The sequence below is a fragment of the Methanomicrobium antiquum genome (assembly GCF_029633915.1).
GTDB lineage: Archaea > Halobacteriota > Methanomicrobia > Methanomicrobiales > Methanomicrobiaceae > Methanomicrobium > Methanomicrobium antiquum.
The window spans coordinates 1,894,835-1,907,549 of the sequence record NZ_CP091092.1 but is presented as its reverse complement, the minus strand read 5'-3'; the positions used below and the strand labels follow the sequence as shown (position 1 = coordinate 1,907,549).

The 12,715-nt window shown below is 37.2% G+C and carries 12 protein-coding genes; 4 read left to right on the top strand and 8 right to left on the bottom strand.

Features of this window, described 5'->3' with window-relative positions:
- Nucleotides 1-57 precede the first annotated feature (57 nt).
- The 7 genes from ribH to L1994_RS09335 all read right to left on the bottom strand — a co-directional run bounded on the left by ribH (nucleotide 58) and on the right by L1994_RS09335 (nucleotide 8,591).
- Nucleotides 58-462 (bottom strand): 6,7-dimethyl-8-ribityllumazine synthase, encoded by a 405-nt coding sequence (gene ribH / locus L1994_RS09365; protein ID WP_278099177.1) that lies wholly within the window; start codon nucleotides 460-462, stop codon nucleotides 58-60.
- Nucleotides 463-1,002: 540 nt separating this feature from the next.
- Entirely contained in the window at nucleotides 1,003-1,944 is a 942-nt protein-coding gene (gene ablB / locus L1994_RS09360) for a putative beta-lysine N-acetyltransferase (protein ID WP_278099176.1), read from the bottom strand.
- Entirely contained in the window at nucleotides 1,934-3,256 is a 1,323-nt protein-coding gene (gene kamA / locus L1994_RS09355; RefSeq protein ID WP_278099175.1) for a lysine 2,3-aminomutase, read from the bottom strand. The genes ablB and kamA overlap by 11 nt, the downstream gene beginning before the upstream one ends.
- Before the next feature lie 586 nt (nucleotides 3,257-3,842).
- On the bottom strand, nucleotides 3,843-4,304 hold the full coding sequence (ribC, locus tag L1994_RS09350) for a riboflavin synthase (protein WP_278099174.1): 462 nt from the start codon (nucleotides 4,302-4,304) through the stop codon (nucleotides 3,843-3,845).
- Nucleotides 4,305-4,323: 19 nt separating this feature from the next.
- Nucleotides 4,324-5,454, bottom strand: coding sequence for a pyridoxal-phosphate-dependent aminotransferase family protein (locus tag L1994_RS09345; protein WP_278099173.1), 1,131 nt, complete (start codon nucleotides 5,452-5,454; stop codon nucleotides 4,324-4,326).
- A gap of 386 nt (nucleotides 5,455-5,840) precedes the next feature.
- Entirely contained in the window at nucleotides 5,841-6,560 is a 720-nt protein-coding gene (locus L1994_RS09340; RefSeq protein WP_278099172.1) for a glycosyltransferase, read from the bottom strand.
- Nucleotides 6,561-6,569: 9 nt separating this feature from the next.
- Nucleotides 6,570-8,591: a DUF2298 domain-containing protein gene (locus L1994_RS09335; protein WP_278099171.1), complete on the bottom strand. Its 2,022-nt coding sequence runs from the start codon at nucleotides 8,589-8,591 to the stop codon at nucleotides 6,570-6,572.
- A 231-nt stretch (nucleotides 8,592-8,822) separates the two neighbouring features.
- On the opposite strand from L1994_RS09335, the gene L1994_RS09330 reads away from it, so the two are divergent.
- A complete protein-coding gene (locus L1994_RS09330; protein ID WP_278099170.1) occupies nucleotides 8,823-9,218 on the top strand; it encodes a 5-(carboxyamino)imidazole ribonucleotide mutase in 396 nt (131 codons plus the stop codon).
- 241 nt (nucleotides 9,219-9,459) lie between these two features.
- Here L1994_RS09330 and thiC read toward each other — a convergent pair whose 3' ends face one another.
- Nucleotides 9,460-10,716: a phosphomethylpyrimidine synthase ThiC gene (gene thiC, locus L1994_RS09325; protein WP_278099169.1), complete on the bottom strand. Its 1,257-nt coding sequence runs from the start codon at nucleotides 10,714-10,716 to the stop codon at nucleotides 9,460-9,462.
- A 39-nt stretch (nucleotides 10,717-10,755) separates the two neighbouring features.
- Here thiC and L1994_RS09320 point away from each other — a divergent pair, with 39 nt between their 5' ends.
- From L1994_RS09320 to L1994_RS09310, 3 genes are all read left to right on the top strand, one after another.
- Nucleotides 10,756-11,358 (top strand): MBL fold metallo-hydrolase, encoded by a 603-nt coding sequence (locus tag L1994_RS09320; RefSeq protein WP_278099168.1) that lies wholly within the window; start codon nucleotides 10,756-10,758, stop codon nucleotides 11,356-11,358.
- A gap of 218 nt (nucleotides 11,359-11,576) precedes the next feature.
- Nucleotides 11,577-12,032 carry a GIY-YIG nuclease family protein gene (locus tag L1994_RS09315; RefSeq protein ID WP_278100838.1) on the top strand — a complete coding sequence of 152 codons (456 nt, stop codon included), beginning with the start codon at nucleotides 11,577-11,579 and terminating at the stop codon, nucleotides 12,030-12,032.
- A 72-nt stretch (nucleotides 12,033-12,104) separates the two neighbouring features.
- The gene (locus L1994_RS09310; protein WP_278099167.1) at nucleotides 12,105-12,683 is read left to right on the top strand and encodes a flavodoxin family protein; all 579 of its coding nucleotides are present in this window, start codon (nucleotides 12,105-12,107) and stop codon (nucleotides 12,681-12,683) included.
- The last annotated feature ends 32 nt before the right edge of the window (nucleotides 12,684-12,715 follow it).

Sequence of the window (12,715 nt, the reverse complement as noted above, 5' to 3'; positions counted from 1 at the left end):
AGCTTTTAAGGAACAAATTCTTCGACCGCTTTTATAGTTTTTTGCCAGATTAAGGTTTTAAAGCCTCTGGACAAGTTTTACAGCAGATTCAACAGCACGTTTTGCATAGTCAATTCTGTCTGTTGCTTCAAGGCGTGTCATACCAGGCCCTGATATTCCAAGTGTTACCGGCTTGTTAAATTCAAGTGACAGATCGATTATTTTTCTTGCCGCGTGTGATACGACAATTTCATCATGATGGGTTGCACCTTCAATTACACAGCCGATTGTTACCACTGCGTCAATATTGTCGTTTTTAAGAAGTTTTTTAATTGCAAGCGGCATGTCATATGCGCCCGGGACATAGATTCTCTCACTGACCTCGGCACCGAGGAATTTAGCGTGCTCTTCTCCTTCAATTTCCATCATATATGTCAGATCGCGGTTAAATTCAGCGACTACGAATCCTAATTTTATAGTCATATTATTACTCCTGCATTTAGGTTTGTATTTTTAATAGTATTATCTTTCTCATCATGAATTTAGAGGGGTGAGTAATCTGAAAAGATATTTGCAATGAAAGTCAAAATTCCTGATAGACTTTCATCACTTTTTTGTGTGATGAAAAAAGCTCATCATGCGGGTTTTACATGAAAGTTACTTCGTAACTTACATGAAACAGTTAGCATGAAAAAAATTATCATGGACGTTTTTTGCCATGAAAATAAAATTTGATTCATATGAAAGCTACTTCGTAGTTTAAATGAAAAGTTGCATGAAATAAAATTCCAATAGAATTTTATGAACGTTTTTTTATCAAACTTTTGTCTGGTTTTGTCTGAAATTGTTGTTTCATTGAATTTTTCAAGATAACTTTCATGTAATAGCCGGAATTTCAGAAAGATAAGTTTCATTTGTGATATTTTAAAAGTTAAAAAAAGTTAAAAAGTTAAAAAGGTTAAATTAAAGCCAATTTGAATTTAAACTAAGTATTTTGAAGTATTTTTGAATAAAAGTCTTTAATTAAAGTCTTTTATACCAGAGATTCATTGATTCAAACGAACCGCAGATATTTGTATTTTTTATCAAAGTTCCGCAGAACCTGTAGCCCCGGTTGTAAAACAAAAGGTTTACAGGTAAAAAAGCGGCCCTTGCAATTGTATATGAGGTGATAAATCCTCTTTTCTTCATCTCTTTTTCCATAAAATCCAAAATCATGCCTGCAAAACCTCTTCCTCCAAACTCCTCAGAGGTTGCAAAATCAGTCATCTCAACACTTTTTGAGGCAGAGTCAGTTTCAGAGGATGCCGCAGAGACAAGAATATCGTCTTTCCAGATTCCAAAGTATATAATTTCCTCATCCATCGTTTTTTTAATGTAGGAAGGATCATCCACCGGAAAGGGGTAGCTTTCAAAAGTTTTCTTAAAAAGTTTTGCCAGCGCTTCTGAATCCGAAAAGCCAGCTTCTCTTATGACAAAGCCGTCCGGAAGGATTCCTGCTTTATTTTGTTTAATTCCGTTTGATATTTTTTCATCTGAATTATTACCATCAGACTTATTTTGATCAGAAGTTTTGGCACCGGATTTATTATTGTCAGGAAAAGAACTTTGTTTGCCTTTTCTCCTCTCCAAAATCTTATCATTTATGATTCCCTGTTCTGCAACAGATCTATTTTCATCATAAAATTTTGACAGAAAATATCCATCCTCTTCTTCTCCAAACATCCCTGGAATTATTCCTTCGCATACATATCCGTTTGATAAAAAACCCGATGCGTAACTTTCAGAAACTTTGACAAATGATTTTGAGTAGTTGTTTTCATAAACTATCTTTTCAATTTCATCAATAATTGCAGGATAATCACTGCTGTTTAGCTTCATTAAATAAACACGTTTGTTGTTAGGCCCGTGCTGAATTAATGAATTTAAAAGCAGGCAGATTTCATCATTATCATTATTCTTCATCTGCATCATCACGTCTTCCCATTCTCTCGTTGTCTTCAGGGTAGAGGGATATTGTATCGTCATAATCGCAAAGAAGCCTTTCAATACCAATCGATTTTATCTCAGACGCATTGTCAAGCTTCAGCTGAAGATTACAATCATCACATTTCCTGTCGCAGAAAAGCGGCTCATATGTATCAGGCTCTTTGTATGTACAGATTACTCCCTCATAGTTTCTAAGAACCACTTTGTTTGACGACCATGACATCAGATAATTTGGCATAAGTGGTATTTTTCCTCCGCCGCCTGGTGCATCAACAACGTAGGTTGGCACTGCAAGTCCTGATGTGTGTCCTCTCAGGCTTTCTATAATTTCAATTCCCTTTCCAATCGGCGTTCTGAAGTGTGATAATCCTTCGGAGAGATCGCACTGATACAGGTAGTAGGGTCTTACCCTGTTTATAAGGAGCTTTTGGAAAAGTGATTTCATAATTCTTGGACAGTCGTTTACGCCCGCCAAAAGGACAGACTGGTTGCCAAGCGGAATTCCGCCGTCTGCAAGTTTTCTTAAAGCTTCAGTAGACGATCCTGTAATCTCTCTTGGGTGATTGAAGTGAGTGTTGAGCCACACAGGGTGGTACTGTTTTATCATCTCGACAAGATCATAGTCGATTCTGTAAGGAAGTACTACAGGCATTCTGCTTCCAAGCCTGATAATTTCTACATGACGGATATCTGACAACTCGGATAAGATGTATTCAAGATAATCATTGTCAAGCATCAGGGGATCTCCGCCTGAGAGCAAAACATCCCTTACCCGAGAGTTATTGTTGATATAATCAATTCCCTTGCTTATTTCCGCCTTGTCGGGAATATACTCGCAATCGCCTACCCTTCTTTTTCTTGTGCAGTGGCGGCAGTACATCGCGCAGATGTTGCTTATCATGAAGAGCACTCTGTCAGGATAGCGGTGAGTAATACCCGGGACAGGACTGTCCAGATCTTCAGATAGGGGATCGCTCATCTCATCCCGTGTTATTGTTATTTCGTGCTCTGAAGGGCATGACTGCATGAATATTGGATCGTTTTCGTAATCTTCTATCTCAATGAGCGAGAGGTAATAAGGAGTTACTGCCATTGGAAACTTTTCAAGAGTATTTTCAAGTTTTTCTCTTTTATCTTCAGGAAATGTAATTCCTGAAAGTCTCTCAAAGGTAGGAATATCCCTTATTGTGTTTTTTATCTGCCACTTCCAGTCTTTCCAGTTTGAAAGTGTATTTTCATTATCTATTCTGTCTGCAATTGTTTTTTGTTTCTCTGAATATATTTTCATAATTATCGAAGGTTTAATTTTAATTGGCTTTTTTACACCGGAAATTGTGCTTATCTTTTTAAAACCGGGCTTTTTTTAGTTTATTTTAGGTTTTCTTCAGATTATACAGATTTCAATAAATCCGGTTGTTTTCAGGCTGATTTAATGATGATTGAAAAAAGCCGCTATAAAATTCTTTTTTAAAAAAAGCACTAAGACTGTCTAATATACAGCTATAGTAGTATTGTTTTTTTCTTCTTTTATCAGATAACATGCAATAAATCCCCCTGTGTTTTTGAAACATATGCAAAAAAAGATTTTATCAGAGAGATTAGACTGATTAACCTTAGTGATCAATCTTAAATCAAGGACTCAACCTCTACAAATTCCCAGAAAAACGTTCATGAAATTAATTATCGAACTTATCATACTAATTTTTCATGCAACGGTTATTATGAAAATCAGGTTTGGTTTATACAATGGTAAAATCTTAATTTTATGCAGATATTCCAAATGGCTGATTCTGCCTTTATTTTTTAATTTATATTATTTATATGTTACTATATGTGCAACTTTCAAAAAAGAAAATTTTTTGTTATTTTTGAAATTAGCGTCTTGCAGGCCCTGCGTCTTCAAATCCCTGCCTCTGGCCAGTCCCTGCCATTTTTATAAGGTCGTCAGGACGAAGAATTAGTCTTACTGCATTTTCGGCATGCTCACGTGTTCTTCTCTCCGCAAGCCATGCAAGTTCATTATCGTTCTTTGCCTCATCCTCATGGACAAAAACTTCTATGATGTGGGTGTTTGTCATGAGCTGTGCTTTAATGAGCCCCTGTGAAGCTTCATGGGCACACATTTTATCCTTATCGACACCGCCTGGCATTCCAAGAGCCATTACGATATCGCATTCGCGTTCTTCAATAAGTTTTTTTGCGGCAACCGGAAGATCCTTTACTCCCGGAACTGTATAGCGCTCAATCGAGACACTTGCATGCCTCCTGAGTTCGTCTATTGCAATAGCACCCATATTGACGCGGGAGAATGTTGTGTCACAAACACCTATTTTCATAGTTATATCAGATGCTCCTTTAGACCTTCAATACTTCTGCGGCGGCCATAACTCCGCATGACTGAGGGGTTTTGCCCTGCTCTTTTAATGTCTTTTGAACAGCAGACAAAACCGCCATTACTTCAGGTGCTCCTGTTGCACCCATTGTTCCGATTCTGAAAATCTTTCCTTTGAGCTCATCCTGTCCGCCGGAGATTTCAATGCCCATCCTATTAATTGCGCCGCGGAATTTTGAGTCTTCGATGCCTTCAGGGTAGCAGATTGCTGTAGCAGTGTTTGAATATTCATGGTATTTGTCAAGCTTTGGGAAAAGTTCAAGTCCCCATGCCTTTGCAGCGGCACGAACCGCATCTGCCATGTTTTTGTGGCGGGCTATTCTGTTTTCAAGACCTTCTTCTTCGACAATTCTCAAGGCCTCTCTTAATGCGAAGAAAAGTGGGACTGCCGGAGTGTAGGGTGTCTGACTTTTTTGAGCACTCTTTTTGTATGCCAAAAGATCCAGGTATAATGGTCTCCATTCAGCGATATTCTCCCAGGCTTTCTCGGATACTGATACAGCAGCTAATCCTGCCGGTGCGGCAAGACATTTTTGTGATCCGACAATTGCAATGTCTGCTCCCCATTTGTCAGCCTTAACAACATCGCCGCCGATTGACGTGATGCCGTCCATAATAAATAGTGCATCATGCTTTCTGCAAAGTTTTCCTATCTCTTCTGCCGGGTTTTTTATAGCCGCAGACGTTTCGTTGTGGACAAGTGTTACAGCTTCAGCGCCGTTTTCAAGCTCTTCTTTTAATTTTTCAAGGTCAAGAGGCGTTCCCCATTCAGATGCAAGGCCTGTTGCCTCATCAGAGTACAGTTTGCTTATTTTGTATAAACGGTCGCCAAACTTTCCGTTGACAAGTGATACAACCTTCTTTTTTGCACAGAAGTTTGCAACGGCCGCTTCCATTCCGGCACTGCCTGAACCTGAGATTACTAATATGTCGTTTTCTGTTCCAAAAACAGGTTTGAGCATTCTGTTTATATCTTCGAAGCATTCGCCAAACTCTGCTCCTCTGTGGTTTATTGCCTGTTTTGCCATTGCCATTCTGACACGCTGGGGCATTGGGACAGGCCCTGGCATCATTAGAAGTGTTTCGTCCTGCATAAAAATCAGTATAATTATTTTAAATCAATATCTTATTTTTGTTCGTATTTTTTTCACTTTATTTCACAGGGGAAATTAATATTACTGACATTTGTTATATTTTGTTTTGAACGGGATTTCATTTAAATATCTTATTTCCAAGGAAAAAAGTTAATTTTTAATCTAATTTTTTTAGTATTATTATTCTTAGATTTTTTCACAAATTATTTCGCGCACGATTTAATTCAAAAAGCTATTAATTCAACTTAAAAAAAATGTCCTCTTTTTTTCATGGCATTGTGTTTGTTTAGAATGATTCCTAATAGTAGTTCATTTATTGTGAAGATCAAATTTGTTTTTCATGAAACCATTGTTTCATGAACGTTTTTTTCAGAATATTGAGATTATTATATTTTATCTGGAAAACTACGGATTTTTACAGCAAATTTCAGGACAGACCAGCCCATATCTAAAACATCATGGAAACAAAGATTTGTTTTCCCTGTCTGAGTCCACACAACAGGAATTTCAATAATTTTATATCCCCATTTTTGACCAAGAGCCAATACTTCTGTATCCCATGTCCATTTTTTTGCAGAAATATAAGGCATAATTTTTTTCAGGCGCTCTTTGTTAAATGCTTTAAATCCACACTGATGATCCTGGATTTTACTTTTCAAAATGATCCGGACAAACTTATTATAAATTATACTGGCAGTGTTTCTCCCTCCTTTGCGGTTAACTTGACTTCCTGGGGCCAGACGTGACCCTATTGCAATGTCAGCACCATTTTGAATATTTGTTATAAGTTCTTCTAAGGATCTTAAGTCTGTTGAGAGGTCAACATCATAAAAACAGAAAATTTCTCCAGATGAATCCTCAAGGGCATCATTTATAGCCCCGCCTTTACCGCGGCGCATATCACTGTGATTTACACGGATATGGGGATCTTTGGAAAAATCCAGAGCTACTTCATAACTTCCATCAGTACTTGCATCTTCTGTAATAAGAATTTCATAAGAAATATTCAGACAATTCAGTATTTCAACAGATTTTGGAATTGCATGTTTCAAAGCTTCAACATCATTGTAGACAAGGATTGCAACAGTCAGTTTTGGATTAGTCATTTATTGTGCCTATATTTTTTGTATATCAGGTTTATAAATAGTTACAGAATCAGCTTTAAAAACTTCGGAAATACCTGATGATGGTAAGGATACATTATATTTCTTTAGTTCAGAATCGCCTACAAATAAATAATCAGCATTATATTTATTCATGATTTCAATTGTTTTTGTCGGGTCTTCATATATCAATTGAATATCTTTTTGCCTTTCAAGGATTTGATTGTCTCCGTTACGCCAGTGATTTTCATGAGAAACCCGCCCTAATATTGTTGACAAGCCGGTCATAACAGATACACGTCCCAAATAAGACTTATCATCGCCTGGTGCCTCTACAATAACATCATCTGGTTTTGCATTTTCCAGTAAATATGAAATTCCTTCATAATCTGAATGATAATATTTTTGCATCCAGTTTTTGCCATCAAGGCTGTTATTGTTTGGATAGCCAAATGTTTCTCCAACACTGATATTTACCGGGAATATTACAAATAAAATAAAAATAACTGCTAATACTGCAAAAACATGCTTCTCTTTAATCTGGAAAAAATAATTTTCAAGCCATCGTCCGGTAATAATTATAACTGATATGAGGAGCATTATACATGCGATTACTCCAAATTTTACAGTTGTATTATACTGAGTGGCAATTACACCCTGAATTCCGTCATTTATATAAATAAATTCAATAACAAATAATATCCCCAGCCCGATAATTCCAAACAATGTTTCCGGAAGTACATTTTTTTTACCAATCAGTAATAAAATGCAAAATAATAGTATTCCTGCAACAGAATATCCCAATAAACCAAATATTACTGGAATAATCATTAATACAGGGTATTTTTTGAGAGCACTAAATCCGTGAATTATAATAATTGCTATAATAAAAAGATACACTCCCAAAAATTCAATAAATCCCGTAGGTATTGATATTGCGATTCCGCTTACTGCACTGTTTCCTGAGAGCATAGAACTGAGAAAGGGAATATATAGTAATATAGATAAAACCGGCACTAGAATAAATGGAAAGATTTTTGAAAAATCATGATTTTCAGCAGTGTACCATACGATAAAACATGTAAGCAGGTATACGGGCGCATAAACAAATACATCCCATGCATGCATACACGGCATTGTTCCAAGTGATAATGATAAGAAGAAGAGAAGGATATATCGACCTTTTTTTTCCATTTTTTTCCAGTTTAAAAGCATAATTGTAATTAGACACAGGAAAAAAATTTGATTAAACCAGCTGAACACCATACCATGAGGAGCACCTATAAGTACCTTGTAAAAAGGAGTTGGATTCACTCCATTAGCAGTATTGATGATATTTGAAGCAACACCGGCAACTCCAAGTTTTCCTATTTGTGTTATATACCATAAAGCCGCGGCATTTGGAATTATCATTATAAGAAGGGGTAACCATTGATGACGCTTTAAAACCAGATTTCCTATTGCATATGCTGAAACTGCAAATAGTCCAAATACTGTCGGAAGAGTCAGATTAAAAACAACTGTATGAATTCCACCTGTAAGTCCTCCTAAAACGCCCATCATCCAGTGGCCAAGGTAATAATAAATTGTAAGTGACTCTCCTGCAAACCATGGGTCCACAGGGGTTACAACTGGCTGATTCATAATACTACCAATGAATGCAGCATTCATATATTGCTCAGGAATCTGGGTAATTGCAAGATTGTCAAATTTTATTCTGAAAATAAGCGTAATCAGAAATACTCCGAAAAATATTATGTCCCATTTTAAAAGGGACTTTATTTCACAGAGATTATACATTTTTTTCCAGATTGCGTAAACTCCTGAAAAGAAAAACGGAACAAACAACAGCTGAAAAGGCAGATTCATAAAACCAAGATACCAAGATATAAGAGTAAATAAAAGCATGCCGGCAGGGTAAGACAATCCATATGATAAATTACCAAAAGCAGGTTTAAGATGGGGATAGATTGTCATTTGGCTGAATTTAATGAATGTCAGCCATAATATTACAGTTATTATTTCAGATTCCATTAACTAGTCCTTACAAATTGTTTAATAGATCAATATTTATCTTCTAAAGCGATTTTTTGTTATAAATATTCATTGATTATTACCTGATTGACTCTATATTTATTTTGATCTTAAAAGCTGTTTGAATTTTTTGAACTGAAGAATATAATTTGTGTTATAAAAATTCGTATCTGAATTTGGCATTTAAAATAATCAAAAACTTAAATCACATCTGAAAGCATAGATTATTACATGGCAGATGTGGCAATAATTGCAGGTTCGGCATCAGACGAGCATATTGTTGAAAAAGCAAGAGCTGTTTTAAAGGAGAACAATGTTTTGTTCGATTATGCTGTTTTATCAGCGCACAGAAACCCTGACGAGCTTGACGAATATGTAAATTCATCAGATGCAAAGGTTTTCATCTGCATCGCAGGACTATCCGCGGCACTTCCGGGAGTTGTTGCATCAAGAACAAAAAAGCCTGTAATTGGCGTTCCTGTCTCAGGCACACTCGGAGGACTTGATGCACTGTTATCAATAGTCCAGATGCCAAGAGGTGTTCCTGTCGCATGTGTCGGGATTGACAATGGAGCAAATGCGGCGCATCTTGCTTTAAAGATTCTGAAAGCCTTAGAAACAGAATAACGCTCGTTAATTAAAAAATAAGAGAAAAAAATAAGAGATAATAAGCGCAAAAAATAATTTTTTGTAAATTGTAGGTAAATTTGCTATAAAAACGTTCATGAAATTATATTTCATGCACGGTTTCATGTAAGTTACAGAGTAACTTTCATTGCAAATCAAATCTGTTTTTTGATAATCATGAATGAAACACTTGCTTCATGAAATTTTTATTGGTCATCTTGTTCATCGTTTGTTTTACTTATCAAAGCATGTCGCGGACGATTTTTACAGCGCAGAGGTCGCCGCACATGGAGCATGTTTCAATATCTCCGTCACGCTCGTGAATTTTTTTGGCGTGTTCTCCGTATATCGCAAGTGAAAACTGCCTTTCCCAGTCAAGATCTCTTCTGGCTTCTGCCATTTGAGCCTCGCCTGTTTCAAACCAGCGCTCTTTCATTCTGACTGTATCTCCGACATGCGCCGCAAGTTTTGCTACCCTTGTTCCTTCTCTTATGTCATCAATGTCAGGAAGCGCAAGATGTTCTGATGGTGACACCATGCACAAAAAGTCTGCACCGGATACAGCCGCAATTGAGCCTCCGATTGCGCCTGAAACATGATCGTAGCCCGGCACAATGTCAGTTACAAGCGGACCTAACAGGTAAAGAGGAGCATAACCGCTTAACTCCTTAATCATCTTCACATTATATTCAATCTGATGAATTGGGATGTGGCCCGGCCCTTCAATCATTCTCATAATACCTGCATCAAGACTTCGTTTGGAAAGCTCACCCAGATTTAAGTATTCGACAGTTTTTGCACGCTTAACAGCGTCAACCATAGCACCGGGACGCATTCCGTCACCTAATGATATTGTAACGTCATCCTCTGCGAGAATTTCAAGGAGGTAATCAAATTCACTGTAAAGAGGATTTTCTTCACCTGATGATGCCATCATTGCGGTGTGAAACGCACCTCCCCTTGATACAACACCCATTACTCTTTTATCGTCTCTTAATGCCTTTAATGTCTCAAGTGTGACGCCGCAGTGAAGTGTCAGGAAATCAACACCCTGCCTGCAGTGGTCGCGTATTACATTGAAAAGGAGATCTGCATCAACATCCAAAGCATTTCCTGCACGGCGGACTGCTTCATAGACAGGAACAGTGCCGACTGTTGTGTCAAGTTTTAGTATCTCTTTTCGGATTGCACTTAAATCTCCGCCTGTTGAGAGATCCATTATTGCGTCAGCGCCTTCTTTTAGTGCACATTCTGCCTTTTTCAGTTCAAGTGCAGGATCACATCTTGCACCGGATGTTCCGATATTTACATTTACTTTAACGCTACAGTTCTCACCAATTGCACAAAGAGTGTGTTCACGCCTTTTATTGCCGCATACTACTGCTCTTCCGTTGGCTATTGCCTGTGCAAGCTTCTCACCGTCAGTTTTTTCTCTGTTTGCTGCGGAAATTACATTCTCAGGAACGCCTGATTTGCACTCCCTGATCAGAGTCTGCATGGATATTAATTTGTACCTGTTAGCTAAAAACTACTACCAATGTCTATTGAATGGATAAGGGGAGAAGGCTATTATTCAAACTCCTATTTTTCAGATGGAATTTTGTTTGACGCAGGCATGTTTCCTATGTCTTTTGAAAAATTCAAAGATGAAATAGAGACTATTGTCTTAACTCACTGTCATTTTGATCATATTGCTCATGTAAAAGAAGCCGCTTATATGAGCGGTGCAGAAGTGTGTATTCATGAAGCTGATGCCAAAGGGTTAAATGATGATTCAAAAAGCCTGTCTATCCAGTTTTCTGCAAGAAGTCCGGGGATTGTTCCTGACAGAATTTTACAGGAAGGCGAGACCATTGGCCCGTTTGAGGTGATTCATACCCCGGGACATACTCCCGGATGCATTTGCCTTTATAACAGGGATACAAAAGATTTGGTTTCTGGCGACACTGTGTTTACAGACGGAGGTTTCGGGAGGTTTGATTTTCCGGGAGGTAGTATAAACCAGCTTAAAGAATCAATAAAAAAGCTCTCATTGCTTGACGTTGAAGGCCTTTATCCGGGTCATGGTCTTCCTGTCATAAATAATGGAAATCTGCATATTAAAGCGGCACTTCGTTCAATTGAGATGTCATACATATAATAACAAATCTACACAAATTAAATTGAAAATGAGACAAAAAACAAGAAATAAGGGCCCGGGGGGGCATATCTGGTAGCAAACCATATCCGTGTTTCATGAAAACTCTGGTTTTTGCTATATCCGTTGCATACATGAATGATGTTGCATGAAAGAATGAAAGACTAATTTTATTATTTCTTGAACCTTTTTTAATATTCACAGGGGGTCTGATTTTGAAAATGAAACAAACCGGAATTTATTTTCTTGTTTTTGAAAATTCTTATGCTGAAGTTTTGACAGGAGCGCTTGGGTTTTTAGGTTTTCAGGAAGGCTTTCATGTATATGTTGGTTCTGCTCTTGGAAATTCCGGAATAAAAAGAGTCAGAAGGCATTTTCTTCTTTCAGAAAAAAAGGACAAAAAGGAACGCTGGCATGTAGATTATCTGTTGAAATCTTCTGAATTTAATTTGGAATATGCCGTTTTTTTAAACACTTCTGAAAAATATGAGTGCAGGGCGGCCGGAATGCTTGGTGGTGATTGTGTTATTGGCTTTGGATGTAGTGACTGTAAGTGCCTTTCTCATCTTTATTTTAGAAAAAGTGATCCCTTGAATGAATTAAAACAGATATCTGCTGATTTGGGGCTTAATTTGCAGATAATTGATACAAAAACATTTTTGAAATCTGAGTGTTAATTTTTAAATGCCTGCGGGATTTTGTTGTTATTATGCCAAATATTTATTAATATAACGTTATGAATAGAAAGTATGAAAGTTCTTGGAATCTCGGGAAGCATAAGAAAAAATGGCAACACCGCAATTCTTGTAAAAAAAATAATTGAATATATTGACTCTGAAGGCTGTTCTGAATTTGAAACTGAATATATCTCACTTTCAGGATTAAACATAAAGCCCTGTATTGGATGTGAAAAATGCAAAGAATCCAAATGGTGTGTTCAAAAAGATGACTGGAATGCTGTTGCGGAAAAGATGATTGAATGTGATGTGCTGATTATTGGATCGCCAACATATTTCTATGATGTAAACGGGCACTCAAAAAATTTCATAGACAGGACATATTCTCTGTACCATGACAGAAAACTGGCGGGAAAGAATGCTGTTGTAATTTCTGTCTGTGCAGACCGGGGATGTGAACGCACTCTTGCAACTCTTGAAGGTTTTGTAAATACTCATGGTTTTTCCTCACTTGGGTTTGTCTCCGGAAGAGGATTCAAAGAAGGAGACATTTTAAAGGATGAGCATGCAATTAAAAAATGTGATGCGATTGGAGAGAGAATTTTAAAATTGCTAAGCAATACCCATAGAGACAGTATAAAACAGGACTAATTATTTCATTGAATTATTTTGATTAATTTAGA

Coding starts and splice junctions, on each gene's coding strand:
- ribH (WP_278099177.1), bottom strand. CDS start 462: ATGACTATAAAATTAGGATTCGTAGTCGCTGAATTTAACCGCGATCTG.
- ablB (WP_278099176.1), bottom strand. CDS start 1,944: ATGAAGAATAATGATAATGATGAAATCTGCCTGCTTTTAAATTCATTA.
- thiC (WP_278099169.1), bottom strand. CDS start 10,716: ATGCAGACTCTGATCAGGGAGTGCAAATCAGGCGTTCCTGAGAATGTA.
- ribC (WP_278099174.1), bottom strand. CDS start 4,304: ATGAAAATAGGTGTTTGTGACACAACATTCTCCCGCGTCAATATGGGT.
- L1994_RS09315 (WP_278100838.1), top strand. CDS start 11,577: ATGAAACAAACCGGAATTTATTTTCTTGTTTTTGAAAATTCTTATGCT.
- L1994_RS09320 (WP_278099168.1), top strand. CDS start 10,756: ATGTCTATTGAATGGATAAGGGGAGAAGGCTATTATTCAAACTCCTAT.
- L1994_RS09310 (WP_278099167.1), top strand. CDS start 12,105: ATGAAAGTTCTTGGAATCTCGGGAAGCATAAGAAAAAATGGCAACACC.
- L1994_RS09330 (WP_278099170.1), top strand. CDS start 8,823: ATGGCAGATGTGGCAATAATTGCAGGTTCGGCATCAGACGAGCATATT.
- L1994_RS09340 (WP_278099172.1), bottom strand. CDS start 6,560: ATGACTAATCCAAAACTGACTGTTGCAATCCTTGTCTACAATGATGTT.
- kamA (WP_278099175.1), bottom strand. CDS start 3,256: ATGAAAATATATTCAGAGAAACAAAAAACAATTGCAGACAGAATAGAT.
- L1994_RS09335 (WP_278099171.1), bottom strand. CDS start 8,591: ATGGAATCTGAAATAATAACTGTAATATTATGGCTGACATTCATTAAA.
- L1994_RS09345 (WP_278099173.1), bottom strand. CDS start 5,454: ATGCAGGACGAAACACTTCTAATGATGCCAGGGCCTGTCCCAATGCCC.